21 protein-coding genes and 1 other annotated feature are annotated in these 26,998 nt (G+C 36.6%); all 21 genes read right to left on the bottom strand.

The genetic code is table 11. The features are described from left to right. Nucleotides 1-75 precede the first annotated feature (75 nt). A complete protein-coding gene (gene ileS, locus BN1066_RS15475; protein ID WP_077320345.1) occupies nt 76-2,832 on the bottom strand; it encodes an isoleucine--tRNA ligase in 2,757 nt (918 codons plus the stop codon). A 238-nt stretch (nt 2,833-3,070) separates the two neighbouring features. Next, nucleotides 3,071-3,287: a binding site (T-box leader), on the bottom strand. A gap of 104 nt (nt 3,288-3,391) precedes the next feature. Next, nucleotides 3,392-3,895 (bottom strand): DivIVA domain-containing protein, encoded by a 504-nt coding sequence (locus tag BN1066_RS15470; RefSeq protein ID WP_077320344.1) that lies wholly within the window; start codon nt 3,893-3,895, stop codon nt 3,392-3,394. Between the two features lie 121 nt (nt 3,896-4,016). Further along, the gene (locus BN1066_RS15465) at nt 4,017-4,793 is read right to left on the bottom strand and encodes a YlmH family RNA-binding protein (RefSeq protein ID WP_077320343.1); all 777 of its coding nucleotides are present in this window, start codon (nt 4,791-4,793) and stop codon (nt 4,017-4,019) included. A 234-nt stretch (nt 4,794-5,027) separates the two neighbouring features. Next, on the bottom strand, nt 5,028-5,294 hold the full coding sequence (locus BN1066_RS15460; RefSeq protein WP_077320342.1) for a YggT family protein: 267 nt from the start codon (nt 5,292-5,294) through the stop codon (nt 5,028-5,030). Nucleotides 5,295-5,300: 6 nt separating this feature from the next. Beyond that, on the bottom strand, nt 5,301-5,726 hold the full coding sequence (locus tag BN1066_RS15455; protein WP_077320341.1) for a cell division protein SepF: 426 nt from the start codon (nt 5,724-5,726) through the stop codon (nt 5,301-5,303). A gap of 9 nt (nt 5,727-5,735) precedes the next feature. Next, nucleotides 5,736-6,404 (bottom strand): YggS family pyridoxal phosphate-dependent enzyme, encoded by a 669-nt coding sequence (locus BN1066_RS15450; RefSeq protein WP_179104454.1) that lies wholly within the window; start codon nt 6,402-6,404, stop codon nt 5,736-5,738. A gap of 27 nt (nt 6,405-6,431) precedes the next feature. Beyond that, nucleotides 6,432-7,247, bottom strand: a complete 816-nt coding sequence (gene pgeF, locus BN1066_RS15445; RefSeq protein ID WP_425445283.1) for a peptidoglycan editing factor PgeF — start codon at nt 7,245-7,247, stop codon at nt 6,432-6,434. A gap of 189 nt (nt 7,248-7,436) precedes the next feature. After that, nucleotides 7,437-7,715 carry a YlmC/YmxH family sporulation protein gene (locus BN1066_RS15440; RefSeq protein ID WP_077320340.1) on the bottom strand — a complete coding sequence of 93 codons (279 nt, stop codon included), beginning with the start codon at nt 7,713-7,715 and terminating at the stop codon, nt 7,437-7,439. Between the two features lie 665 nt (nt 7,716-8,380). Next, entirely contained in the window at nt 8,381-9,163 is a 783-nt protein-coding gene (gene sigG, locus BN1066_RS15435; protein WP_077320339.1) for an RNA polymerase sporulation sigma factor SigG, read from the bottom strand. A gap of 124 nt (nt 9,164-9,287) precedes the next feature. Continuing rightward, entirely contained in the window at nt 9,288-10,007 is a 720-nt protein-coding gene (gene sigE / locus BN1066_RS15430; protein WP_077320338.1) for an RNA polymerase sporulation sigma factor SigE, read from the bottom strand. A 13-nt stretch (nt 10,008-10,020) separates the two neighbouring features. After that, nucleotides 10,021-10,941, bottom strand: coding sequence for a sigma-E processing peptidase SpoIIGA (gene spoIIGA, locus BN1066_RS15425; RefSeq protein WP_077320337.1), 921 nt, complete (start codon nt 10,939-10,941; stop codon nt 10,021-10,023). A gap of 579 nt (nt 10,942-11,520) precedes the next feature. Further along, nucleotides 11,521-12,666 (bottom strand): cell division protein FtsZ, encoded by a 1,146-nt coding sequence (gene ftsZ / locus BN1066_RS15420; RefSeq protein ID WP_077320336.1) that lies wholly within the window; start codon nt 12,664-12,666, stop codon nt 11,521-11,523. 107 nt (nt 12,667-12,773) lie between these two features. After that, complete coding sequence (ftsA, locus tag BN1066_RS15415) at nt 12,774-14,054, bottom strand: cell division protein FtsA (protein WP_077320335.1); 1,281 nt, start codon at nt 14,052-14,054, stop codon at nt 12,774-12,776. Between the two features lie 276 nt (nt 14,055-14,330). Continuing rightward, a complete protein-coding gene (locus tag BN1066_RS15410) occupies nt 14,331-15,083 on the bottom strand; it encodes a cell division protein FtsQ/DivIB (RefSeq protein ID WP_077320334.1) in 753 nt (250 codons plus the stop codon). A 445-nt stretch (nt 15,084-15,528) separates the two neighbouring features. Beyond that, nucleotides 15,529-16,593, bottom strand: a complete 1,065-nt coding sequence (spoVE, locus tag BN1066_RS15405; RefSeq protein ID WP_077321511.1) for a stage V sporulation protein E — start codon at nt 16,591-16,593, stop codon at nt 15,529-15,531. Between the two features lie 428 nt (nt 16,594-17,021). Next, on the bottom strand, nt 17,022-18,371 hold the full coding sequence (gene murD, locus BN1066_RS15400) for a UDP-N-acetylmuramoyl-L-alanine--D-glutamate ligase (RefSeq protein ID WP_077320333.1): 1,350 nt from the start codon (nt 18,369-18,371) through the stop codon (nt 17,022-17,024). Continuing rightward, nucleotides 18,368-19,354 (bottom strand): phospho-N-acetylmuramoyl-pentapeptide-transferase, encoded by a 987-nt coding sequence (gene mraY / locus BN1066_RS15395; protein ID WP_077320332.1) that lies wholly within the window; start codon nt 19,352-19,354, stop codon nt 18,368-18,370. Before mraY ends, murD begins: the two co-directional genes overlap by 4 nt. 30 nt (nt 19,355-19,384) lie before the next feature. After that, nucleotides 19,385-20,746, bottom strand: a complete 1,362-nt coding sequence (locus tag BN1066_RS15390) for a UDP-N-acetylmuramoyl-tripeptide--D-alanyl-D-alanine ligase (RefSeq protein WP_342745614.1) — start codon at nt 20,744-20,746, stop codon at nt 19,385-19,387. Continuing rightward, nucleotides 20,746-22,221 carry a UDP-N-acetylmuramoyl-L-alanyl-D-glutamate--2,6-diaminopimelate ligase gene (locus tag BN1066_RS15385; RefSeq protein WP_077321510.1) on the bottom strand — a complete coding sequence of 492 codons (1,476 nt, stop codon included), beginning with the start codon at nt 22,219-22,221 and terminating at the stop codon, nt 20,746-20,748. Before BN1066_RS15385 ends, BN1066_RS15390 begins: the two co-directional genes overlap by 1 nt. A gap of 287 nt (nt 22,222-22,508) precedes the next feature. Further along, nucleotides 22,509-24,440 carry a stage V sporulation protein D gene (locus BN1066_RS15380; protein WP_077320330.1) on the bottom strand — a complete coding sequence of 644 codons (1,932 nt, stop codon included), beginning with the start codon at nt 24,438-24,440 and terminating at the stop codon, nt 22,509-22,511. Between the two features lie 345 nt (nt 24,441-24,785). Next, nucleotides 24,786-26,981, bottom strand: a complete 2,196-nt coding sequence (locus BN1066_RS15375) for a penicillin-binding protein (protein ID WP_077320329.1) — start codon at nt 26,979-26,981, stop codon at nt 24,786-24,788. Nucleotides 26,982-26,998 lie beyond the last annotated feature (17 nt).

Here is a 26,998-nt window from a genome sequence, read left to right as displayed (position 1 = left end):
TGTTAAAAACAAATATAGGTTCCCAGACACTCAAAAAGGTTAAATTCCCTGTTCTGGAATTTAACCTTTTCATCATTAAACGAGATTATTTTCCTTGACGATCGTTGCACAACGAGAGCAAAGTGTTGGATGCTCACTCACTTCGCCAACTGTATGAGAAGCTACCCAGCAACGTTCACATTTTTCACCAGGATGTTTGTCAACATGAACGTCAACATACGTATACTTTTTCCCGTCATCCAGTTTTTGAACCAAATCTACTTCAGAAACAATTAAATATTGATGAAGCTCATCAATTGATTCCAATACCTGTTTCGTTTGTCCGTCTTTTGGCATAATGATAAGCTTTGCTTCAAGCGATTTTCCAATTACCTTTTCATTTCTCGCTTCTTCTAACGCTTTTAATACGTCGTCACGCACAAGCATAAAGTGATCCCATTTCTCTGCAATTTCTTGAAAATCCGGCATTTCCTCAGGGTTTGGTATATCTGTTAATTGAACACTTTCTTCCTCCGTCTCAGGAATGTATTCCCATACTTCATCCGCTGTATGTGGAATAATCGGAGTCAGTAATTTAACAAGTGCGGTCAAAATTTCATAGTAACCCGTTTGAATACTGCGTCTGCGCTTATTATCAGCAGCCTCTATATAAAGGATATCCTTTGCAAAATCCAAATAAAATGAACTTAAATCTACCGCACAGAAATTATGAATTTGATGAAAAACAGGAGAGAACTCATAATTCTCATAGCTGTGTCTTACATCTGTTACTAACTTCTTAAAGCGATGCAGCATATATTTATCTACTTCTTCTAACTCCGCATATGGAATGCGATCGGTAGATGGATTAAAATCTCCAAGATTAGCTAGCATAAACCGAATCGTATTACGAATTTTACGATATGCTTCAGAAATTTGTTTTAAAATATCATCAGAAATACGTACATCTGCTTGATAGTCAACCGATGAAACCCAAAGCCGTAAAATATCTGCACCAAGTTGCTTTTGAACTTTTGCAGGCTGAATGACATTTCCTAATGACTTACTCATTTTTCGTCCTTCGCCATCCAACGCAAAACCGTGACTGATAACTGTTTCATAAGGTGCTTTTCCAGTTACTGCAACAGAGGTAGACAACGAAGAATTAAACCAGCCGCGATATTGATCACTTCCCTCCAAGTAAATATCTGCAGGGCGATAATGATCTTCTCTACCCATTAAAACAGCCTCATGTGATGATCCTGAATCAAACCAAACGTCCATTATATCTGTCTCTTTTGTGAAAACACCATTTGGACTGTGCTCCGATGTAAAACCTTCCGGCAATAAATCTTTTGCATCCCATTCAAACCAAATATTAGATCCATGCTCCCTGAAAAGATTGGAAATATGGGTAATCGTCTCATCTGTAATAATTGGTGTTTGATCTTCAGCATAAATTACTGGAATTGGTACGCCCCATGTACGTTGACGTGATATACACCAATCTTCACGATCACGAACCATATTGTATAAACGAGTTTCTCCCCATTGCGGATACCAATTTACCTTTTTAATTTCATCTAAAATCGTTTGCCGGAAATCTTTAATAGAAGCAAACCATTGAGCAGTCGCCCTAAAAATAGTCGGCTTTTTCGTCCGCCAATCATGTGGATAGGAATGAGTAATAAATTGTAGTTTTAATAAGGCGCCGACTTCTTCCAGTTTTTCTGTTATTACTTTATTTGCCTTATCATAGAATAATCCTGTAAATCCTGGAGCTTCCTCGGTAAATACACCTTTTTCATCAACCGGACATAAAACTTCAATTCCATATTGTTTTGATACATAGAAATCATCTTCCCCATGACCAGGAGCTGTATGAACACAACCAGTTCCGGCATCTGTTGTAACATGATTACCTAGCATCACAAGTGAATCACGATCATAGAATGGATGTCTTGCAACGATGCGATCTGCCTTTTCCCCCGTGAACGTTTTAACAATTTGATAATCTTTCCATTCTAATTCTTCCGCTACCATTTCTAATAATGCTTGCCCAACGACGTACCTTTCACCATCAACAGCTACTACTACATACTCTAATTCCGGATGTATACAAATACCTAAGTTAGCAGGTATGGTCCAAGGAGTTGTTGTCCAAATAACAATTTTATCGCCAGCTTCCAGCAATCCTCTACCATCTGTTACTTCAAAAGCAACATAAATAGATGGCGATCGTTTATCATAATATTCAATTTCTGCTTCCGCAAGGGCTGATTCTGAAGAAGGAGACCAGTATACAGGTTTTAAGCCTTTATAGATATATCCCTTTTTCGCCATTTCTCCAAAAACTTTTATTTGCGCCGCTTCGTAATCTTTTGTTAACGTAATATATGGGTTATCCCAATCACCGCGAATCCCTAGCTTTTTAAACTGATCACGTTGATTATCAACCTGTTCCAGTGCATATTCTGCACATAATTTACGAAATTCTGCAACGCTCATTTCTTTACGATTAATTTTTTTCTTCTTAGTTAAAGCTGTTTCTATTGGTAATCCGTGTGTATCCCAACCAGGTACATAAGGTACATAATACCCCGTCATTGATTTATAACGGGTAATAAAATCTTTTAATATTTTGTTAAGCGCATGACCAATATGCAAATCACCATTTGCATAAGGAGGTCCATCATGCAAAATAAAAGCAGGGCGATCCTCAGTTCGCTTTAAACTTTTTTGATATAAATTTTTCTCTTCCCATTCCGCTTGACGAATTGGTTCTTTATTAGGTAAATTACCTCGCATAGGGAATGCGGTTTTTGGCATTAATAACGTATTTTTATAATCCATCTTTGCTTCCTCCTTAAACTATCTATCGAAAAAGGCTTCCATTTGTAAAGCCCTTCATCCAGTTTAATAATTTTCTTGTACCGGCTTTTGATGCAGAAAATTTCTAGTTTTTACTGTCTTAACATATTAGAAAACTTGGCTTGTCGCCAAGTCTTTAGCGAAAGCTGTAATTTTTTCTTATACAATAAACCCTAAAGTTTTATACTTTCCTATAGTACAAAAAAGCCTTCCCCATCCCAAAAGGGACGAGAAGACTCGCGGTACCACCCTTATAAATATGGTTCCATCCATATTCACTCGATATTTATAACGGGAATAACCCGGTCATTACTACTTTCTTCATAATGACAGCTCAAGAGTGATCTTCTAAAAGCTAGTCTGCATCAGGCTCTCACCAACCCCTGATTCGCTTGAGCAACAATCCGCTTTTGTACTGTCTCTTTCCATGCTTTCCTATTAATAATTCCATTTTAAGTAAAATTTGATAAATCTCGATTTATATAGCGAGAAATATATCTGTGTTATGAATTATATGTAAAATCCAAGTTAACGTCAAGGCTTACGTTTCACTTTCCTCCAATTCAAGATCTTCATTTAAAGCTGTGTCAAATAGTTGATCCCAGTCATTTGTTTCAATCATCTCTAGTTGTGCTTCAACGAGCATTTTTAATCGGGTACGGAATACCTTAGCTTGCTTTTTTAATTCTTCTACATCCATCGAAATTCGACGTGATTTTGTTAATGCTTCATTGATAATCCGATCTGCATTTTTTTCAGCTTCTTTAATAATTAACTTTGATTCTTTCATTGCGTTCCCTTTTATTTCTTCCGCTGTTTCCTGAGCAATAAGAATCGATTTATTAAGTGTTTCTTCAATATTGGTAAAATGACCAAGCTTCTCTTGTAAATGTTCCACTTGCTCTTGTAAATCCTTTTTCTCACGAATAACCATTTCATAATCTTTAATTACTTGATCTAGAAATTCATTTACTTCATCTTGATCATACCCGCGATATCTTCTGGTAAATTCCTTATTGTGAATATCCAATGGTGTTAATGGCAATATAGCCACCTCCTAGTTTTACTAATTGCTCCATATATTAAAAATATCGGTAACTACTCTCACAAATTAATCATACATTATTTAATTCGACAAAAAAGACCTAATTCCTGCAAAAATAATATTATTTTAACCTTGCAAATGTTACTTTTACCTTATCTTTTCTCGTACGCCCTTTAATTTGCATCAATTTACTTCTTCCCTTTCCTCTTACGGAAAGCATATCTCCTTCCTGCAATATGAAAGCAGCATCATCTACTAATTTATGATTGACTTTGACATATTGCTTATTTATATAGCCAACAGCCTCTTTTCTCGGGACTCGGTAGATTTCTTTTACGACTACATCCAGTCGTAAAGAAGCAATTGTTGTTTCTTGTTCCAGCCAGTTTGGCTTTACGATCGTTAATTCTGTTAGTGGTCGCTGTTTAAGCTGGATCCTTGCATGTTTAATCATGGTTAAGTTCATCATCACGTAAGGGGCTATTTCAGAAGCAACAATGATTTGCACATTACCATCACTGACATCCATATCACCAAGCTTTTTTCGTTTAACTCCAAGCGATAAGCATGCTCCCATTACATCACGATGAGTTAAATGGACAAATTTCGTTTGAAAACTTGCTTGTAATAAACAAAGCTCGCTGTCCACTTCCTTCAATTCTTCATAAAAAGGGGCAATAACTACCCGTTTTCGTTCTGTATACGGATGTCCTCCATCAAATCTCAGTTGTAAATCACTATCCTTAGAACCAATTAACATCTTAACTATCTGCTGTTCACGAGGATCCAAAAAGTCAGTGAGCTTTCGTTGGAAGGTACGCTCTACTAGTTCCTTCCATGATAAAACTTGATCGATAAACGTTTCTTCTTCTTTACGAAAATGTTGGTATAATTGCATGTTGTAACTCCCAAAAGGTTCATTTCCACCTGCTCGTTTGCACGTATCATAAAAATATTAGAGAAACTTGGCTTATCGCCCAGTCTTTATGGAGAAAGCTATCGTTTTTCTTATGCGATAACCCCTAAAGTTTTATACTTTAAAAAGTTAGCCGTTATCAAAATTCTGGTTTGCTACCTTTCTTACAACCACTAAAAGCTGATAATTTGTAACAGGTCAATCACCTATGTTGGTTTAATAAATAAACATTTTAAAAAATTCCAGTAACCCTATTCGTGCGAGGTACAATACAAATATGGCAACAATCGGAGAAAAATCGATCATTCCCAATGGTGGTATAAATCTCCGAAATTGTTCGAGGTAAGGCTCGCAAATCTTCGCTAATATTTCTCCAAATGTAGACTCTCGAGCACCAGGAAACCAAGACATAAAAATATAAATAATAATCGCATATGAATAAGCGTATAATGCTAAATTCAATATCCTAAATAACTCAACCATGTATGACTACCATCCTTTTTCAAATTCGTCTTCCAGGGAATCTGTAATTGTTCCTGTAACATTTACATTGTCTGGTGTACAAAGAAATGTTTTAGCTCCCAATTTTTGAATATCGCCATTAATCGCGTACACAGTTCCGCTTAGAAAATCAACAATTCGTTTTGCTTGCTGATTATCAACACGTTGTAAATTAATGATAACTGCACGGCGATTGACGATATTATCGGCAATTTCCTGTGCTTCACTATACGTCCTTGGTTCACATAATACAACTTTAGAAGTGGGGTTATTTACGCTGGTAAGATTAACGACATTCTTATTTTTATCCATTACTTGTTTTTGTTCCACTTCAAACTCATTAGCATCGACATATTCATACTCGTATTCATCTTCCATCGTAAAATAATTTTTAATTTTGTTCTTAATGCTCATTCCAACACCTCACCCTACTAAATTTGTTCCAATCCGAACATGAGTAGCACCTTCCTCAATAGCAATTGAGTAGTCATTACTCATTCCCATAGATAGGAAATTACACGGGGCATAAGCATATTGCTTTCTTTGAACTTGAACCCGTAATTGAGCTAATTCACGAAATATAGAACGTAATTTCGTTTTATCATCAATGTGTGGAGCCATTGTCATCAGTCCAACTACATGAATTTTTGGGTACGCTTTGAGTTCTTCTAGAAATGGCAGTACTTCCTCTGGTTTTAAACCATGCTTTGACGCTTCTCCGCTAACATTTACTTGCACAAAACATTCTATTTGCTTACTTGCACGCTTGTTTATTTCTTTAGCTAAGGACAATCGGTCTAAAGAATGCAGTACATCAATCTGATCAATGATATCTTTTACCTTTCTAGTTTGCAACGTTCCAATAAAGTGCCATTTCGCTCGGTCTTTAAAGTGATGATATTTTTCTTGGAAACCTTCCAAACGGTTCTCGCCAATATCTGTTATCCCAGCTTGAATTGTTTCTTCTGTTCGTTCTATTGTAACATATTTTGTCACTGCAATTACCGTGATATCTTGTGGATTTCGATTACTATTTTTACAAGCAACGCTGATATTTTGCTTGACTGTCTGTAGATTACTTGCTACATCCATGATACCCAATTCTCTCCTCTCGTATAATCATGGCAATAAGCCAATAAAACCTAACATTCGCCCTGTTTCACCATGATCTCTGCGATGTGAGAAAAATAGTGTTTCATCGCGATATGTACAATATTCTGTTACCTCTATATTATTACGTAACACCCCAGCTTGTAAAAGAATTTCTACATGCAGCTGTTTCATATCGAATAAAAATCGATTATTCTCTTTTGGAAAAACAACTTTTTCCCAATAATCCTCTGGAATATGTCTAACCACCCGTTGATCCACTTCATAATAATCCTTGGAAATACATGGTCCAACTGCTACTAACAAATCACTCGGCTCCACACCTTCTGCTTCAAAAGCTTGTACCATTTGCGAAGCCATTTTGTTTACCGTTCCTTTCCATCCGGCATGTGCAATTCCAATAGAAGATGTAATCGGATCATAAAAAAATAAAGGCACACAATCAGCAAAAACTGCCGTACATAAAATACCTGGTTTATTGGTAATCAGCCCATCCGTTGCTTTGATTGAAGATGAATAATCCATTGCACCCTTGCCCTTATCCAAATCTGTCACAAAATGCACATTTGTTTGGTGAGTCTGTTCAGCACAAACCCAGTTGCTAAGTGGGACGCCTATTTCCGAGGCAATAACTTTTCTGTTTTCAACAACATCTAAAGTTACATCTTTTACATGAAGTCCGGTATTTAACGAATGAAATGGCGGTTTGCTAATACCGCCATTTCTCATTGTAAATCCAGCGATGATGTCAGCGTTTAATTGCTTCCACTTTTCTATATGTAAATAGGTTGTCTCCTTTTGTTTAAATACTTCACTCAATTTCACACCTCCATTAGAAGTTGCATTAATTCTTATTTTACCATAAAAACACACTGTTTTTAATTTCTATAAAGAAAATAGTTTGTACATCAGGAATCTTAAGTTTAAAGTTAGCTTTGTTTTAGACTTTCATAATTGATCAAACGCTAGACAATATCCTAAAATAGAAGCTCGATTTTTACAACATGACTATAGCTACTTTTGTCCATGAGTAACCGTTTCGGAATATAGTTTAGGTCTATCGACATCTTTTACTAAAATAACATCAGAACCAATACGTACAATTTGCTCCCAATGAATAATTATTTCTTCCGCTTTCCCAAATAAAGACGTTTTTTTATCACGAGGAATAACTATAATTGCAACTATTTTTCCGCGATCCGTATCAATCTCCAAGTCATGGATATGCCCTAACTTTCGTCCGCTGTTAATAATGATAATTTCTTTTACTTGTAATTCTGATAATTTTACCATTGCTCTCACCTCACCTAATACTCATGTATATGCATAAGTAAAGTATTATTTGTCCTATTTCAGACTTAGACATATGAATATTTTATAGCAACATGGTAAAGGCTTACAAACAGAACAAAAGCTAAAATTGCTTGGTTAGCAGCGTACAAACGGCAGATCTTCTAACGAAAAAGTGAAATTCAAGGGGTGCTTTCTAGATGAAACCCTTGAAAACCGCGATGTATCGTTGACGTAGTTTTTCTTATCCTTGAAAAAAGAAGAACACTTCTTCTGCGTGCCTGCATTGCTGTAGTAGCAACTCTGCCCTTGAAAAATCGCGATGCTTATTCGAGAAGTCTTTCTTGCCCTGTCAACCAAACGAATCAGAAGCCGTTTTTCTCATAAAGATTCGTAAAATAATAACCAGATTTTTAAATGAGAGTAATACGTCTCGCTGACGTTCAGGATAAAGCAAAACATGCCCCCTAACAAGGGTATGCCGACAGCTGAGCGACAAGTCCGCTATAGTCGGCTTCCTTTGCTTCGAGCCATATTTGCAAGAGGATATCGAAGTTTGCTACAGATTGGACACTTAAGCTAGACGATGCTACTTTTCAGGACAGCGAAAAAGGAGGAAACAAACTGTTTTCCTCCTCTTGAACACGTATAAATCTTGAAACGTTCTTCTATTCGAACATTTGTTTATTCATTTGTTTGATAGCAGCTTTCTCCAATCGTGACACTTGAGCTTGGGAAATACCAATTTCCTCTGCCACTTCCATCTGTGTCTTTCCTTGAAAAAAGCGCTTATTTAAAATCATCTTTTCTCGTTCATTTAATTGATGCATCCCCTCTTTTAACGATAATTTGTCCAACCATGTCGAATCCTTATCACTATCATCGCTAATTTGATCCATTACATAGATAGGATCACCGCCGTCATTATAAATTGGCTCAAATAATGATACCGGATCTTGAATGGCATCTAGTGCAAACACAATCTCCGAGTGGGGTATCCCCATTTCCTCCGCAATTTCCATTGGTGTTGGTTCTTTAGAAGATTTGCTTATTAATTTTTCTCTCACTTGTAATGCTTTATAAGCAATATCTCTTAAAGATCTTGATACGCGGATTGGATTATTATCTCGCAAATATCTTCTGATTTCCCCAATAATCATCGGAACAGCATAAGTAGAAAATCTCACGTTATGGGATAAATCAAAATTATCAATAGATTTCATTAATCCGATACAACCTACTTGAAATAAGTCATCCACATGTTCGCCGCGATTATTAAATCGTTGTATCACACTTAAAACTAACCGTAGATTTCCATTGACCAACTCTTCTCGAGCTGATAAATCATTATTTTGTTGCATTTTCTTAAATAGCTCCCGCATTTCTTCATTTTTCAATACGGGTAGCTTGGATGTATCAACACCACATATTTCAACTTTATGTCTTGTCATCTATGTTCAACCCTCCCAGTTGGTGATGCTGTTCATGGACAGTATCTCCCTCTGGAAAGGTTTTTATGCACAAGGAAATTTCTATCTAATTTTTAATAACATAGGAAAACTTACAACAACAAGGCTAGACCATTTTATTAAATTCTTTTTTTAGTCGGCGAATAATTTTTTTCTCTAATCGAGAAATATAAGACTGAGAAATTCCCAACATATTTGCAACATCTTTTTGGGTTTTTTCTTCTTCGCCAACAAGACCGAAACGCAGTTCCATAATTTGTTTTTCTCGAGGATTAAGCTGAGATAATGCTTTTCTTAATAAGCTTTTATCAACATCAGATTCTAAATCTCTTGTAATAATATCTTCATCCGTTCCTAGTACATCCGATAATAATAATTCATTCCCATCCCAATCTATATTTAATGGCTCATCGAAGGAAACCTCTGATTTCAATTTATTATTTCGGCGTAAGTACATTAAGATTTCATTTTCAATACACCTAGACGCATACGTTGCTAATTTTATTTTTTTCTCGGGATTAAATGTATTCACTGCTTTAATAAGGCCAATCGTGCCAATGCTAATGAGATCCTCAATATTAATACCTGTATTTTCAAATTTTCGAGCAATATAGACGACTAATCTTAAGTTACGCTCAATTAGTATTGCCCGAGCCGATTTATCTCCTTTTGGTAATAATCCTAATAATTCCTGTTCTTCTTCTTTCGTGAGTGGTGGCGGTAGTGCTTCACTGCCACCAATATAATAAATTTCATCTGATTTTAATCCAAGTTTAATTTGTAGTTTATACCACCATAAACGCAGGCGTAATTTGATTGTCCTCAACCTTATCTCTCCTTTAAGCAGTATAAATAGTTGCTGAATGAATTATTTGCGGATGCAACAAACAATGGTAACTGGCATCCTTAGTTAAACGACCAAATTGAATACCGATTAAAACTTTGCTTGTTTCAATTCGCTCTTCTCCATAATAAATAATTAATTGATCAGGACGAAGTGTAAACAAAAACATACTCTTTCCTTCTACTCCTTGATATGGAACCAATTGCATATATTTCTCCCACTCTTTCGGTAAGTCATGCATCTGTAGTGATTGGTAGCACTCTTTGAGACGTAGCCAGTCTTCATCCGTAAACCATTGTTTTAAAAAGACTTCATCACATAAAATGACCGGCTTTTTTGTTAAGGGATCTGTTAATTGATTGCCGCTGTCAATAAATCCAGTCGATGAATAACTTTTTCCTCTCATTCGAATGGTTACGGGAGTTAACTGATCGTATCTGATTTTTTCGCTTACGTGCTTGTCCATACGGGATTTAGTAAACCACCATACAATCGGAAAGCAAATGATGATAAAGAGCCAGCTGACGGGATCTCCAAACCCACTATTATAGGTTAAAAATCCATTGCTACCCTGACTAAATGGACGTTGTAACAAAAAATGGATGCCGATTAAACCACCTCCAATGGCAAAGCTAACAAAATAGAATAATAATAACAATTTAGACCAGCGATAAATATTCTGGTAGCCAAAAGCGGTTGTAATAATAATTGCGGAAAATATTATTTTCCCTGGAAAACTTATAAAAAAAGAATCAGGAAAATATAAGGAAATGGGAACAAGTAAGGATGCAATAAAACCTCCGGTAACTATACGGCGTTTCCTCGTAGCATCTCTAGCTAATGCCTGGGTTAGCAATAACAACATAATATCTAGCAAAAAATTAAGCGCCCAGACTGCATCCAAATAAATCTTCACAGATTTCCTCCCTTTCCATATTTTTTAATGCTTGCCATCTTCCATAGTGATTCTAGTATACCTAAGGAAACTAGCAAAGTCTGTCATATTCTGTACGGTAATTGTGACTAGTTTTACCGAGTTATTGGAGTGTTTGTCGGGACTAGGATACGTTTGTTCGAAGCTAACTACTAGGGGTTAACGATGTAGCAATTTGAAGTATATAAGATAACAACGGGAAAGTGAACAGAGTAACTGGCTTTTGGTAAGTAATGATTCATTCCATGCTCGAAACTCAGACGAACCAGCGGCAAACATTAGAAAAACTTGGCTTCTCGCCAAGTCTTTAGCGAAAGCTGTAGTTTTTCTTATACTATAAACCCAAAAAACTTTATACTTTCCTATAGTACAAAAAAGCAACCATTCACTAAATAAAATGTCCTTTATCTATAGGTACATTTTAAAATGGTGAACAGTTGCTAGTTTACAAAAGCTAAAGTAAAGTTACTAGGAAGTCATTCATCATCCATTCCTGTGTGATTATTTAAGAATAACGTATCATCTATGATGTGACGAAAATTCAATCATAGTTTTTATTATTTAGCGTTTTCGGTTGCGGTTACGATTTCTTAAAAACGTGGGGATATCTAACGTATCTTCCTCTTGTGCAGCGCGTTGTTGAGACTCATGATCTCTTTCTCTTCTTGACGGAACTTCATCATTAGCACGAGTTGCTGCATGCTGATTCATTATGGATCGCTGCTGCTTTGGTTGTTGCTCTACTTTTTTATTTGATTCGTCAAATCCTGTAGCTATGACGGTAACTACAATTTCATCTTTTAAGTTTTCATTAATAACCGAACCAAAAATGACGTTAACTTCATTATCAGCAGCAGAAGTTACTAAATCAGCTGCTTCTTGTACTTCATAGAGACTTAAATTCGTACCACCAGTAATATTCATTAAAATACCGTGTGCCCCATCTATAGAAGTCTCTAATAATGGTGAAGAGATAGCCTTTTTAGCAGCCTCGGTTGCCCTAGTCTCACCAGTAGCGACACCGATTCCCATTAAAGCAGAACCTTTATCAAACATAATTGTCTTGACATCCGCAAAATCCACGTTAATCAGGCCGGGCTTAGCGATCAAATCAGAGATACCTTGTACACCTTGACGTAATACATTATCAGCTTCACGAAACGCCTCTAACATTGGGGTGTTTTTATCTACAATTTCTAACAGTCGGTCATTCGGTATAACAATTAGTGTATCAACACTACCTTTAAGCGCTTCAATACCAGAAATTGCTTGGGTAGAACGCCTTCTTCCTTCAAATGAGAAAGGACGTGTTACAACACCTACCGTCAATGCTCCGAGATCTTTAGCGATTTGAGCAATAACTGGAGCAGCACCCGTACCCGTTCCACCGCCCATTCCCGCAGTCACAAAAATCATATCAGCACCTTGAAGCACTTCTTCCAGTTGCTCTTTACTTTCTTCAGCCGCCTTCTTTCCTACTTCCGGATTAGCACCCGCTCCTAACCCTCTTGTAAGTTTGGCACCAATTTGTATTTTTAATTCCGCTTTTGATAGATTCAAAGCTTGGGCATCTGTATTAACAGCGATAAACTCAACACCTTCGACTCCGTGCTCAATCATTCGGTTAACAGCATTGTTACCTCCGCCACCAACCCCTATTACTTTTATTGTTGCTAATTCTTCCATATTCGTATCAAATTCTAACATAACTCGTTCCTCCTAATATGCAAAATTACAAGCGTTCTAGAAGCTAATTGGTTAAGAGGTTTCTATTATTGATAAACTACCGTATTTTTACAAGGTTAGATTATTTGTTAATCAAAAAAATACTTAAACAAATTAGCAATTCCAGATTCTTTATTCTTCTTTTCTGTTGGTTCATGTGAATTTACTTGTTTTTTTATTCGTTTTGGTTTTGGTTCATTTCCCATTGGGATGAAGGTTGGGAATAATTCTTTTCCTTGTATTTTCGCATTCCTATACGCAAATTGCAAGATTCCTACGCCTGCTGTAAATTGCGGTTCACGTACACCTATATAATCTGGTATAGCGATCCGAACATTAGCTTGAAATAGATCTTGAGCCAGTTCCAACGCTCCAGGCATTGCCGTGGTGCCTCCAGTTAAAACATAACCGCCTGGTAATTCATGGTAGCCCATTCTTCTTATTTCTCTTTCAGCAAATGCATAGATTTCTTCCATTCTTGCTTCAATTATATCGGCAATTTCTAATTGATTTGAAGTCTGTTTCGAATTGCTGCCAATGATGGAAACATCAAAGACTTCTTCCTCTAGAGCATGGTCATAGAAGGCATGTCCATGATTTAATTTCACATTTTCAGCTTCTTCTGTAGAAGTTCGTAAACCTATGGAAAGATCTTTCGTTATGTTGTCCCCGCCTAACTGAACAACACTGGTTGAAGCTAGATGACCATTTTCGAAGATAGAAACTGTAGAACACCCACCGCCTACATCAATTAATGCAACACCCATATTTTTTTCATCTTTTGATAGTGCAATCGTGCCAGCAGCAAGAGGTTGAAGACAAATATCGGCTACTTGAAGATTAGCACGCTCTACACATTTTAAAATATTATGTAGAATAGTTTTGGAGCATGTAATAATCGTTCCTTCCATTTCCAAACGAACACCAATCATACCACGCGGATCATTTATTTCATCTAATCCATCGACGATAAATTGTTTTGGAATAACATCGATAATTTCACGCTCTGGAGGAATAGACATTACTTGCGCTCCATCAATCACTCGAGTAACATCTTCATTCGTAATTTCCCTATCTTCACTCTGAACGGCTACAACGCCGTGACATGGCTGTAACTGAATATGATTTCCGTTGATACCAACGACAACCCGATCTATCTGCATACCAACCATTCTTTCCGCTTGTTCTACAGCATTGCGGATTGATTGAACGGTCTCATCAATATCAATGATTGCTCCTTTCTTCATTCCATTGGATTTTGCAGTTCCAACACCGATAATATTTAATGAATCATTTAAAACCTCGCCAATAATAACTTTAATTTTTGATGTACCTATATCAAGACTTACTAAAACTTCACTGTTGTTCAAAGTAAAGCCCCCCTAAAATTCAGAAGCTGTGTAAAAAACACACTTCTCTATATCACCTATCGTCATCGAATCAATAAAAATAAAATATTATATAGGATATTCCACATAAAACCATGAATTTCCTTTATTTTTCAGTATTTTTTTAAAAAATCAAACCTATTCTTTTAACTGACTGATCAAGATAATGATTGTATTAAATAATTTCGTATAATATATAGAAATTATGACTTTCCACCGAGTAGAAAATGATATTATTTATCTTGAGAGTTAGCCGAATTACTTTTTGTTAAACGATTCAAAATATGCACCTGCCCCAATATGAATAATGCCTTTACTATCATCATCCAATTGCGTCACGATAGAAGGATAGATTTTCATATTTTCGGCAAAGTTTTGAATACTGGCATCAACTAAAAAACCATCATTCATATATAGGGTAATCTTATTCTGATTTTCCTTTGTTGGTGTCCAATGAACTTCAGAAATCAACTTTCTTATTGCTTTCGGTAGCTGTTCTAATTCCTTCGTCATTCTATGTAAATATTCTTCTTTATTAAACCCTATGATTAAGGGTGCGTCTCCATTATATGATGTTTGCTTCATACTTTGAAGTGCCGTACCATTGCCTAATATTGGAAAATAGTTTGTTCCCTGTTGCAAATAACCAACACGTTCATATTCCTTGATTATAATCGAAACAGTCCAAGGTAATTTTCGATTAACTTTAGCAGAAGCAATGATGGGATTTTCTTCTAACGCTTTTTCACTAGCTTTTTTATCAATTGTCCATATATTTTGATTGTTTGTTAAGTTGCTTTGTTTAATGACCGACTCATCGCTTAAAAACGTGTTGCCCTTTACGTGAATCGTACGTATATGACTTAATGGAGATTGTAAATAAACGATGATGGAAATTAAGATGAAAAAAATAGACAGATAAAATAGCAACCGTCGATTTGCCTTTTTTTTCCTTGCCTGCTTCAATTTTGGGATTCGGTCTTCAATAGAAACAATTTTCTTTTTTTCCATCTCCATTTCTTCCTTTATCTTAAATTAACAACAAGAAATGGCATAAATATGCCATTTCAACTTGTTACTATGAGTATATCATATTCACCCTTGAAACATGTAGTAGGACTTAGTAAAAATCAAGTTTTCCAGCTATAATATTTTGATTCGCTTTATACTTATTTTTAAAACTAAAACAAGCTGAAAATTCGCTAATTTTATAATTTCATAGTCTAGTAAAATTTTATTCCGCGGATGACTTCCTTCATCTCCTACTGAATCTTAGTTAAACAAAAGCAAGCAATTAGGTACCCACTATCATTCACTTAGACTTTTTCGTATTTTGTATAACTCTTAAAGTGGAAAGTCTTACGGTGACTTTAGATATGGGATAATCTAGTTAAGGAGCTTTGTTACTTATAATTATCCAACAAGTTCATTTTCTTATACAGGCGTCTGGTGAATTCTATATTTTTGTGTATCTACTAATATTTAACAAAATACCTACAGAACATAAGATTAACGTTAAAGAAGAACCACCATAACTTAAAAAAGGAAGTGTAATCCCAGTTACAGGGATCAGTCCGATAACAACACTAATATTAATCATTGCTTGAAGCGCCAGCATCGAAACAATACCCAATGCTAAAAAGCGTGAAAAACTATCTGGTGCTTCAAGGGCGATTTTAATTCCGCGCCATAACAACAGAAAAAATAACAAGAGAACAGCGGTTCCGCCGATAAAGCCAAGTTCCTCTCCTAAAATAGCAAAAATGAAATCTGTTTGTGGCTCTGGTAAATAAAAAAACTTCTGTAAGCTTTCCCCAAATCCAAGTCCCATTAAACCTCCTGGACCGATTGCGTATAGAGATTGAATAATTTGAAATCCATCACCTAAGGGATCTTCCCACGGATTAAGGAAAGCCGTTATTCGACTAATCCGGTATGGAGCTGATGCAATTAGTACAATAAATCCTGCTAGTCCAACAGCAGCCAATCCAAAAAAATGTGACAACCTAGCTCCAGCAGTAAATATCATGACCATACAAGTTAATACAAGCACCATGCCTGTTCCTAAATCAGGTTGAAGCATAATTAAACCAAAAGCTGTAAAAACCAATAACAGAGATGGAAAGAAGCCCTTCCTTAACGATGTAATATATTTTTGGTTTACCGATAGATAGGTAGCTAAAAATATAATTAAGCCTAACTTCATAAACTCAGAAGGCTGAATGCTAAATGCGCCGATTCCAATCCAACTTTGTGCACCGCCTCTTACCATACCAATTCCTGGTATCAAAACAAGTAATAATAAGCTAAAACAAAACAGCAGAATCAATTTGGCATATTTTTTCCATGTCGTATATGGAAGATTCATGGTAAAAATCATCGCTATCATTCCAGCACCTGCAAACAGAGCTTGACGTTTCACATAATACCACGCATCATTAAATTTATATTCTGCCCATACAAATGAAGAACTGTAAACCATGGCGATGCCAATAATTAATAAAGCAACAATAACACCCATTAAAATATAATCGGGAGAAGAATAAGGTGCATTGTTCTTTTTTGTAAGCAAAATAACACCCCACTTTACAAGATTGCTAGGGGGTGTTTAAAAAGTAATCTTTTAAAAGTATGTTCAAAAAGACCGGTAAATAACGGTTCGAATTTCTCCGTATCCCATGTTTCTAACTGAACTCGAACTTCGACACATAGGACGTGCTAGTATCAGCGCTGCAACAGGAGAACAAAAACTGGAGCACTCTTCTAGGACTTACAAACTGGAGAACTTCTAAAGAGAAATAAAGTGAACCTTGCTGTCGTAGTTCTTCTTGTCCTTGAAAAATCAAAGCGCTTTGATTTTTCAAGGACGCCTGCCACTTTAGCAGACATTAAGCCTTTTTATCATCTCTTTTGAACAAGAACTTTAATTATTTTATTTTAAACAAGCCCCTATACTAATGTATGCACAGCTTGTATAAACATGTCTCCTCTTTCTTCAAATGTTCGATATTGGTCCCAACTGGCACATGCTGGTGATAACAAAATAATATCTTTCTGTTGAGAAATTTCAAAAGCAATTTGGACTGCTGATTGAACATTTTCTGTTAACCGAATAACAGGGATATTCGCTTTTTTACCTATTTCTTTTAATTTATTTGCCGTTTCGCCAAATAATACTAATGCTTTCACATGCTTCATATATGGAAGTAAATCCGTAAATTCATTACCACGATCTAAACCACCCGCTAATAAAATAACCGGTTGTTCAAAAGCTGATAATGCCTTTTGCGTTGCTAAAATATTCGTGGCTTTGGAATCATTATAAAACAAGCGTTCATGGAAATTACCAACAAATTGCAAACGATGTTTAACCCCAGTAAACATAGATAGAACTGTCCGAATTCCTTCATTTGTAGCACCACTTAATTTAGCAGCTGCCACTGCAGCTAAAATATTTTCATAATTGTGCTCACCTAATAAGGAAATATCGATTCGATCCATAATCTTTTCATCTTTGAAATAAATGGAATTTTCATCCATCCAAGCCCCATTAGCAAGCTGTTCTTTTACAGAGAAAGGAATTTTTGTTGCTTTGCATTTCCCAACCTCTGCTATGATATTTTTATCATTCGCATTATATACAAGATAATCGTCTTCCGTTTGATTTTTAAATATATTAAACTTTGCCTGTTTATAGTTCTCAAAGGTTTTATGATAATCTAAATGTGCTTTAAATATGTTAAGTAAGACAGCAATTTTTGGTTTAAACTTATCAACTCCCATCAGCTGAAAAGAAGATAATTCTAAAACTAACCTTTCGTTTTCTACTAAGTTTTCAGCTATTTCAGTCGCAACGATCCCTATATTTCCCGCAACTTTAACAGCCTGATTACTTTTCTTTAACATTTCCGTAGTTAACGTTGTCGTCGTTGTCTTCCCATTTGAGCCTGTTATACCGATGATCGGAGCATCCGTTAGCTGGGCAGCTATCTCAATTTCTGTAATAATTGGGATCTGACGTTCTACCGCTTCTTTTATAATTGGGTTTTCATAATTAATTCCCGGATTTTTCACAATGATTTCAATTCCATCAAGCACACAAATAGGATGGGAGCCGAGTATCATGTCTGCGCCCATCGCTTTTAGTTTTTTTACCTCTGAATCGTTTGCTGCTGCCTTTTGATCATTTACACGTACTTTTTTTCCATGTTGTAACAAAACTCTTGCGGCAGCAGTGCCGCTTTTTGCTAATCCTAAAACAAGAATATGGTTATAGGGAAAATCTTTTAGCCTTGTCAATTTAAGCCCACCTCAATATAAATTCCTAAAGCTGCAAAAACAAGCCCTACTAGCCAAAAGGTTGTCACGACGCGCCATTCTGACCAGCCTAAAAGCTCATAATGATGATGTAATGGGCTCATTTTAAACACCCTTTTTCCAGTTGTTTTAAATGATATTACTTGAATAATCACAGAAAGTGTTTCAATGACAAACACACCGCCAACAATGACTAGAACGATCTCTAGTTTGGTTAAAATCGCAATGGCAGCAATCGCTCCTCCTAATGCTAACGAACCTGTATCTCCCATAAACACTTTAGCAGGATGTGCATTGAACACAAGAAAGCCCAGTAATGCTCCGACCACAGCTAATGCAAAAATAGTTACCTCATTTTGTGGGAAGCCATACCAAGCTAAAATTCCAAAGGCACCAAACGCAATGGCAGCAGTTCCTGCCAGTAACCCGTCTAAACCATCTGTTAAATTTACTGCATTCGATGAACCAACGAGCATAAATATAATTAAAATTGCGTAACCCCAGCCTAATTCCAACTGAATGGTTGTACCTGGAATAGAAATATACGTTGGAAATCCTTGATATCGTAAGACAAAAAATACAATAAGCGCAATAATTAATTGTCCTAGCAACTTTTGTTTTGAGGTCAAGCCAAGATTGCGTTTTTTTATAATTTTAATAAAATCATCTAAAAATCCTAACAGACCATATCCCACGAGAACAAACAATAAAATCCACAATTCATAGCTAACACCGACTGGATTTGTTTTCCATGCCATAATTAGAGAAGTTATGACAATGCTAAAAACAATCATAATACCACCCATCGTTGGTGTTCCAGTCTTTTTCATATGGGATTTAGGTCCTTCTTCCCTAATACTTTGTCCAAACTTCAATCGTCTTAAAAATGGAATAAAAATAGGAGATAAAAGGACGGTAATTAAGAATGCGATAGCCATGGTTATAAATAACACAGAAAAATTCATTATTATTCCTCCTTGTACGAAACCGCCCGACTATATAGACTGATTCAACTCAGTTATTAATACTTCAAACTTCAACCCTCTAGAAGCTTTAAATAAAATAATTGCTTTTTCATGTAAATGAGGTTGCAGCGCTTTGAGTAAAGCTTGTTTGGTTGAGTAATGTTCAGCAGGAATCTGGTTATTCTGCTCATTCATCGCCTCTGTAATATATTTAGCAGCTTTACCAAATGTGCAAACTTTTGTAATTGGTTTATCAATTACTTCTACAATAGATCGATGCATAGCTTCAGAATAAGCTCCCAGTTCTAATATATCTCCTAGCACTAATACCCTTTCCGAAAATCCTTCCATTTGTTTAACAACCTGAATGGCAGCTTTCATCGATGTTGCAGAAGCATTGTACGCATCGTTAATGATCGTGACACCATTTTTTCCAATTCGTTTTTCAAACCGCATGCCTGTTTTCATGATAGAATCAAATGCTGTTTGGATTTTTTCAGTTGGTATATGTAAACATTTGCCTATTGTAATCGCTAAAGCAGCATTCTTAGCATGATGACTTCCTAAAAAGGGAATCGTATAAGTGGTGCCATCAAGTATTTGGAATACCGTTTGTTCTTGCTTTAATACTGTCGAAGTAATTTGTGTATCATTACCCGCTGTAAAACCACATGTTTTTACATAATCATGATGGTGTAGATGACTTAATAATGGTTCATCTCCATCGATTACTAATGTACCTGTTTTACTTAGTCCTGCTAGTATTTCCAGTTTAGCCTTGGCAATATTTTCCCTAGAACCTAAAAATTCGATATGTGATTCACCGATATTTGTGATAATAGCATAATCAGGCTTCGCGATGGTGGATAATAATTGAATCTCTCCAGAGTGGCTCATTCCCATTTCAACAACCAATGCTTCTGTGTCTTTCGGCATTGACAAAATCGTTAATGGCAAACCAATATGATTATTAAAATTACCAACTGTGCAATGGGTCTTATACGTTGTCTTTAAAATTGCTGCAACCATGTCTTTCGTTGTCGTCTTGCCATTGGAACCCGTGATACCAATCACAATTGGACCAACCAATTTGCGATACTCTGACGCTACGGTTTGAAGGGCTGTCAACGTATTATCAACCTTAAATACCGTAATATGTTCAGGTATCGTTTCCGGTAGCTTTTTTTCCTTACCCCATATAACTGCAACTGCTCCATTCGCGATGGCTTGATCGACAAACTCATGTCCATCAAAGCGTTCACCAATAATAGGGACAAATAAACCATTTGTCATTGTCTCACGACTATCTGTGTAAACGCCTTGAATCGATTGATTAATTATATTTCCCTTATAGTCTGGCAATACTTGCGAAAGCCACTTTACCGTAAACATCATTTATTCTCCTTCGCTAAAATTGCTTCACGGGCGACTTTTCGATCATCAAAATCATGTTTTGTATGACCAATCTGCTGATACGTTTCATGACCTTTTCCAGCAATTACGATAATATCTCCAGGTGCTGCTTGATGAACCGCTTCATAAATAGCTTCCTTACGATCAACAATTACTTCATATGTGGAATCCTGTGATAATCCACTGATCATATCATCTAGAATCGCCTGTGGATCTTCCGTTCTTGGATTATCAGAGGTTAGAATTGCTTTATCTGCATATTCAACCGCTATTTTTGCCATTATCGGGCGCTTTGTCCGATCCCGATCTCCTCCACAACCAACAACTACAAACACACGTTCAGTGGCAAACTCTTTCACCGTTTGTAAGACATTTTCCAACGAGTCCGGGGTATGTGCATAATCAACAATTACTGCAAATGGCTGACCTTCATTAACTGGCTCAAACCGTCCATTCACGCCTCCGATTTGCTCAAAAGCTGTTTGAATAACCGAAAGTGGAATGTTTGTGGCTATTGCGGCTGCACTCGCTGCCAGCATATTATAAACATTAAATTTACCCATCAGTTTACTTTTAATATGTATATTGCCGACTGGGGTTTGCAGCTGAAAATGGATTCCTTTAGCTCCTAATTTAATATTCGTTGCCGTCACTTGACTTGGTTTATTAATACCATACGTAATCACATGTTGTGCAGTGCTTTCTTTTAATACTTTACTTGCTGTTTCATCTTCATTAATAATCGCAAATTTTAGTTTTTCTTCCGTATAATTATTTCCCAGTTGAGCAAATAACAGACTTTTTGCTCGTAAATACTCATCCATATCTTTATGAAAATCTAAATGATCTTGGGAGAGATTGGTAAATATAGCCATATCATAATCACAGCCATGGGCCCTCCCTTGCACAAGTGCATGAGAAGAAACCTCCATAATTGCTTGGTCTACTCCTTCGTCCACCATATGTTTAAATGATTGCTGCAACATGAGTGCATCCGGAGTAGTATTTACAACCGGATACGTTTTTTCTCCAATCTTCATGTGTATGGTGCCTATAACACCAGTTTTTCGCCCAGCTAATTGAAAGATAGCTTCTAGCAAATAGGTTACGGTTGTTTTACCGTTTGTTCCAGTTACACCGATTAAAGGAAGTTTACTTGTTGGATTCTCAAAAAACTTTACAGCGAGCATCGACAAGGCCCGATGGGAATCGGCAACATATATAGTAGGAAGCTTTGAATCCACCGGCTTTTCTGCGACAATGGCAACAGCTCCTTTTTGTTCAGCCTGCTTAACAAAATCATGTCCGTCGACTGTATAACCAGCAATACAAACAAATAAATTGCCAGACACCACTTTTCGTGAGTCCATCACAATGTTCGTAACTTCTATGTTGTCGATACTTTTGTTTGTTTGATAAAAAGGTAAACAGCTTACTAATTCATCTAAATTCATTTGTAACATCCCATTCTTCTTGTTAAATTCTCACTATATAATAATTCTTTGTGACATTCATTTTTAAGAGGGTAGTACTACCCTCTTCTTTATTTTGCTATAGGAAAGTATAAAGTGAAACTTCATTCAGTAGGAGTTTTCTTCCACCTCCTACTGAATGTTAGCTGAACGAATCGGGCATTTAGGTGCCGTTTTCTCGTATAAGAAAAACAGCAGCTTTCGCTAAAGACTTGGCGACAAACCAAGTTTTTTCTAATGCCTATCTATTATAGCAAATATAAATCTGTTTAACGATCTTTTTTCGCTAAATAAATTCTAATTTTAGATCCTTGTTCAACTTTTGTTCCAGGACTAGGAGCTTGATCAACGATATAGTCGCCCTCTCCACTCGTTTCTACTGATAAATTTGTCATATACTCCGTTAACTCTTTCTTTCTTAATCCAACCAAGTCAGGAACTTCTACTTTTGGCTCATCTGGCCACTGGTATTTCTTTTCCAATCCTCCCTTTTGCGGTTTGATATCCATTGCTCGGAGGCTATCGCCAATAATAGTCCCTACAATTGGAGCTGCTACAACTCCACCGAATTGAACCGTATTTTTTGGATTATCAACCGCTACATAGACGACGATTTCTGGATCATTAGCTGGTGCAAATCCAATAAACGATACAATATAATTGTTTTCCATATATCTACCATCTGGTCCCACTTTTTGTGCAGTTCCCGTTTTCCCACCCACACGGTAACCATCTACATAAGCTGGGCGACCTGTTCCTTCTGCCACGACACTTTCTAGCGCCTGGCGAATTTCTTTTGAAGTCTCAGGCGAAATCACCCTTTTCTTTAACGTTGATTCAACCTTCTGCTGAACTTGTGAAGTTGTTGGATCAATCCATTCATCTGCAATGTAAGGCTTATACAAATAGCCGCCATTTACAGCAGCTGCTACAGCCATCACTTGTTGAATCGGTGTAACCGAAACACCTTGGCCAAAGGAAGTAGTAGCTAACTCAACCGGTCCAATATTTTCTGGTTTAAATAAAATACCAGTTCCTTCTCCTTGTAAATCAATCCCCGTTTTCTTACCAAAACCAAAATTATGAATATATGAAAATAGCTTGTCGTCTCCAAGTTTTTGCCCAAGATTGACGAAACCCGGGTTGCAAGAATTTTGCACAACCTCTAAATAATTCTGACTCCCATGTCCGCCACTTTTCCAGCACCGCAGTCTTGCTCCTCCTACTTTAATAGCACCATCATCGTGGTAATGATCTTTTGTTAAATCTACCACTCCCTCTTCAAGTGCAGCAGCTAATGTTATAATTTTAAAAGTGGAACCTGGCTCATACGTACTCCAAATTGGTAAATTACGGTCAAAAATAGTAGAATCTACCTCTTGATAGTTTTCCGGATGAAAATTAGGACGTGATGTCATTCCAAGAACACCGCCCGTTTTAGGATTAACTGCAATAGCAATAGCACCATCCGGGTCATATTTAGACTCCGCTAAATCTAACTCTCTTTCCATAATCGTTTGGACCTTCGTATTGATCGTTGTTTTTAAGTCTAACCCATCTTTTGGCGGTGTGTAGATATCTGCCAAATCATCTAATCTTCTTCCTTTAGCATCTGAATAAAATGATAAACTTCCTTTTTCACCATTTAGTAGTTCATCATAAAATAATTCAAGTCCCATTAAGCCTTGATTATCAATCCCTGCAAAGCCTAATACATGGGAAAGATCATCACCATATGGATAATGCCTTTTTGAATCCTTTGCTAAATAAATACCCTCCATATTTAGTGAGCGAATTGCCATTTCCTGTTTTTCATTGATTTTTCGACCTTCTGGGTGTATGTTCACACTGGAAGCATTTCTTGTAATATATTCCAATGCTTTCTCCTCAGAAATATCTAAAATAGCCGCTAGTTTTTTTGCTGTTTCTTTCGGTTCTTTCACCTGCCTAGGGACAACAACAACAGAGGGTGCTGTTACATTCTCAGCGAGAACCTCTCCATTTTCATCTAGAATTCTCCCTCGTTCAGGTTCAAATTCGATATTTCTTGTCCATGAATCTGTAGCTTGTCCCATTAATTGATCACCTAATACAAATTGTACATAACCTAAGCGAATATCGATGATGAGAAAAATGACTAAACCAATAAGAAAAACAGCGACAATCCTTTTCTTCGTCGTCACAGCGGATACACGTTTCATACTACATCTCCTTTTTAAAGACATGCTTGTATTCACTATATGAACGTTGAAGATGGATTAGAACACTGTTTCTCTTGCATAAAGTGAAACTTCATTCAGTAGGAGTTTTCTTCCATCTCCTACTGAATGTTAGTTGAAAGAATCGGGCATTTAGGTGCCGTTTTCTCCCACTTAGACCTTTTGTATCAACTCAAGATTTTGAAGTGGGAGTCTTACGGCATCTTACATGCGGGATAAAACCTTTGGCTTTTATTTCCTTCATAACAGATTATTAGAAGAATTTTAGTTGGTCCCCTTTATACTTTTTCACCTCGACTGTAGATAAGGGGGTTCTTCGATGAAGACTTAGTTATTCTTTTGTTTTTCAAGTGGAACAAGTTCAATCCCTAAATAGTCACCTGGCTTAATTTTAGTCCCGGCTTTAATATTCTGTGTCGCTACATAGCCATTACCAAATGTTTCTGTTTTTAAATCCAACAGTTGAGCAAACTGCATAGCATCCCGAAATGACCAGCCAATGATGTTTGGCATTTGCGGTTTTTCTGTTACTAAGAAGATATGGTCATTTGGTAGAACTTTATCTCCCTCAGCTACATTACTTTTTACTATTTTCCCTTTTCCAGTTGTTGTAACTCGTAAACCTCGTCTCGTTAATACGTCTTTCATTTGATCTACATCTTTGCCAATTAAACTAGGTATGGCTATTGCTTTTGTCTTTGTCTTATTTTGTTTATCTGGATCAATATTTAAATAATGCAAGCCATTTTCCATGACATTATTAAATATGAACGAAACAGGTTCGGCACCATTCGGGATGGAGCCATCTTGTTTCGGCCTAAGTTTTGGCTGCTTTACAGATACATACATCATTAACTGAGGATTATCAATGGGGGCCATTCCTAAAAAGGAGAACACATAGTTTTCATGACCGATTAAATAACCTCCCTTTGGATTAGGGATTTGAGCTGTCCCGGTCTTACCTCCAACCGTATAATCGTCTAATTTAAAATTTTTTCCCGTTCCATGTTTTCCATTTACTACGGATTCTAATAATTTCAGCATTTGTTGCGATGTTTTCTTTGAAATTGGCTCACCAACTACTTTCGGAGATTTTTCTTCAATTACCTGCTTTGAATTAGGATCGATTATTTTTTCAATAATATATGGCTGCATCATTTTTCCACCATTTGCCAGAGCGGTAGCAGCCTTCATTTGTTGAATCGGAGTCATCGTCGTTCCCTGTCCAAATGCAGTAGTTAGCTTTTCTGCGGGCCAATTATACAAAATCTCTCCTGCAACTTCATTAGGTAAATCAATATTCGTTTTTTGATCAAAATGAAAAGCTTTTAAATATTCCAGATACTTGTCAGAACCGATTTTTTCCCAGACCAGCTTTGAAGCAGCAACGTTGGAGGAACGTTCAAAGCCTTCATCGTAAGAGATTGCTCCCCAGCCATTTCCTCCATTATGGTCACGAATAGGCTTAATTTTTTCATTTGGCTGGTATTGTCCAGACTTATAAGCTTCATTTCCATTATAAACACCTTCTTCAATCGCAGCTGCCCACGTAAACATCTTTACAGTGGAACCTGGTTCAAAAGGAGTTGAAATAACATCATTGTACCAGTTTTCAACATTTGTTGGGTTGTTAGGATCGTAGCTTGGCCGATTACCCATTGCAATAATCTTCCCTGTTTTGGGATCCATGACCACAGCTGATATTCGCTCTGGCTCATACTTTTCCTCTACTTGAGACAATGTATCCTCAAGCAATGTTTGTATTTTTTGATCAATTGTTAAGTAAATATTTTTTCCGTTCTCTGGTTTCTTCACAGCCTCTTCTGGATGAAGCAGTTTTTTATTATATTTATCTCGTTGGAAGGAAATATAACCATCTTTTCCGCTTAAATACTTATCCATTTGCTTCTCTATACCTGTTACGCCTTTGGTTTGTGTCTGTGGATTTTTCTTTTTACCAGTTTCCATTTTTTTAGCAAAACCAATAATTTGAGAAGCAAATGTTCCATTAGGATATGCACGTACAGCTTCTTTTTCAAAGTTGATCCCCGGTAGGTTCAATGCAGCAATCTCATCCTTTTTTTGTAAGGACAGTCCTCTTCCTTTTATACCGAATTCAACTTGGAAGCTCTTCTTTTCGACCCCTTTCTGCAATCGATCTAATATGTCACTTTCCTTCATATCCAATAAAGGTGCTAATGCCATAGCCGTTTTTTCTGGATCCACTACATGTCTAGGCTTCTTTGCACCTTCCGAATAATCTTCTCTTAAAATGGCGTACAAGCGATAGGTTGGCTTATCATATGCTAATAACATTTTATTACTGTCATATATTTTACCTCGTTCAGCGGGTAATGGATAAGCGGAGGTACGTTGCTTGTCCGCCCAAGCTTCCAACGAAACACCGTCCACTTCTGCTGTTGCTTGAATATATAAAAACCTTCCCGATAAAACGAGAAAAATACCCACAAATAAGATGATTAATATTCCTGCCATGAAGTGAGTTGTTTTATTTTTTCTCATACAAGTCCGTTCCCCTT

It is taken from the genome of Virgibacillus proomii, assembly GCF_900162615.1.
GTDB classification, from domain to species: Bacteria; Bacillota; Bacilli; order Bacillales; family Amphibacillaceae; genus Virgibacillus; species Virgibacillus proomii.
Note: the sequence above shows the minus strand (reverse complement) of the source record. Positions and strands in the feature narration are given on the sequence as shown.

What these genes read in the sequence shown, in the direction of transcription:
- BN1066_RS15465 (WP_077320343.1), bottom strand. Translation starts at nt 4,793, where the DNA reads ATGCAATTATACCAACATTTTCGTAAAGAAGAAGAAACGTTTATCGAT.
- BN1066_RS15455 (WP_077320341.1), bottom strand. Translation starts at nt 5,726, where the DNA reads ATGAGCATTAAGAACAAAATTAAAAATTATTTTACGATGGAAGATGAA.
- sigG (WP_077320339.1), bottom strand. Translation starts at nt 9,163, where the DNA reads ATGACAAGACATAAAGTTGAAATATGTGGTGTTGATACATCCAAGCTA.
- spoVE (WP_077321511.1), bottom strand. Translation starts at nt 16,593, where the DNA reads ATGGGTGTTATTGTTGCTTTATTAATTATTGGCATCGCCATGGTTTAC.
- BN1066_RS15385 (WP_077321510.1), bottom strand. Translation starts at nt 22,221, where the DNA reads ATGAATTTAGATGAATTAGTAAGCTGTTTACCTTTTTATCAAACAAAC.
- ileS (WP_077320345.1), bottom strand. Translation starts at nt 2,832, where the DNA reads ATGGATTATAAAAATACGTTATTAATGCCAAAAACCGCATTCCCTATG.
- BN1066_RS15380 (WP_077320330.1), bottom strand. Translation starts at nt 24,440, where the DNA reads ATGAAACGTGTATCCGCTGTGACGACGAAGAAAAGGATTGTCGCTGTT.
- mraY (WP_077320332.1), bottom strand. Translation starts at nt 19,354, where the DNA reads ATGAATTTTTCTGTGTTATTTATAACCATGGCTATCGCATTCTTAATT.
- BN1066_RS15390 (WP_342745614.1), bottom strand. Translation starts at nt 20,746, where the DNA reads ATGTTTACGGTAAAGTGGCTTTCGCAAGTATTGCCAGACTATAAGGGA.
- BN1066_RS15440 (WP_077320340.1), bottom strand. Translation starts at nt 7,715, where the DNA reads ATGGTAAAATTATCAGAATTACAAGTAAAAGAAATTATCATTATTAAC.
- BN1066_RS15460 (WP_077320342.1), bottom strand. Translation starts at nt 5,294, where the DNA reads ATGGTTGAGTTATTTAGGATATTGAATTTAGCATTATACGCTTATTCA.
- BN1066_RS15375 (WP_077320329.1), bottom strand. Translation starts at nt 26,981, where the DNA reads ATGAGAAAAAATAAAACAACTCACTTCATGGCAGGAATATTAATCATC.
- BN1066_RS15450 (WP_179104454.1), bottom strand. Translation starts at nt 6,404, where the DNA reads ATGGATGTAGCAAGTAATCTACAGACAGTCAAGCAAAATATCAGCGTT.
- BN1066_RS15410 (WP_077320334.1), bottom strand. Translation starts at nt 15,083, where the DNA reads ATGGAAAAAAAGAAAATTGTTTCTATTGAAGACCGAATCCCAAAATTG.
- ftsZ (WP_077320336.1), bottom strand. Translation starts at nt 12,666, where the DNA reads ATGTTAGAATTTGATACGAATATGGAAGAATTAGCAACAATAAAAGTA.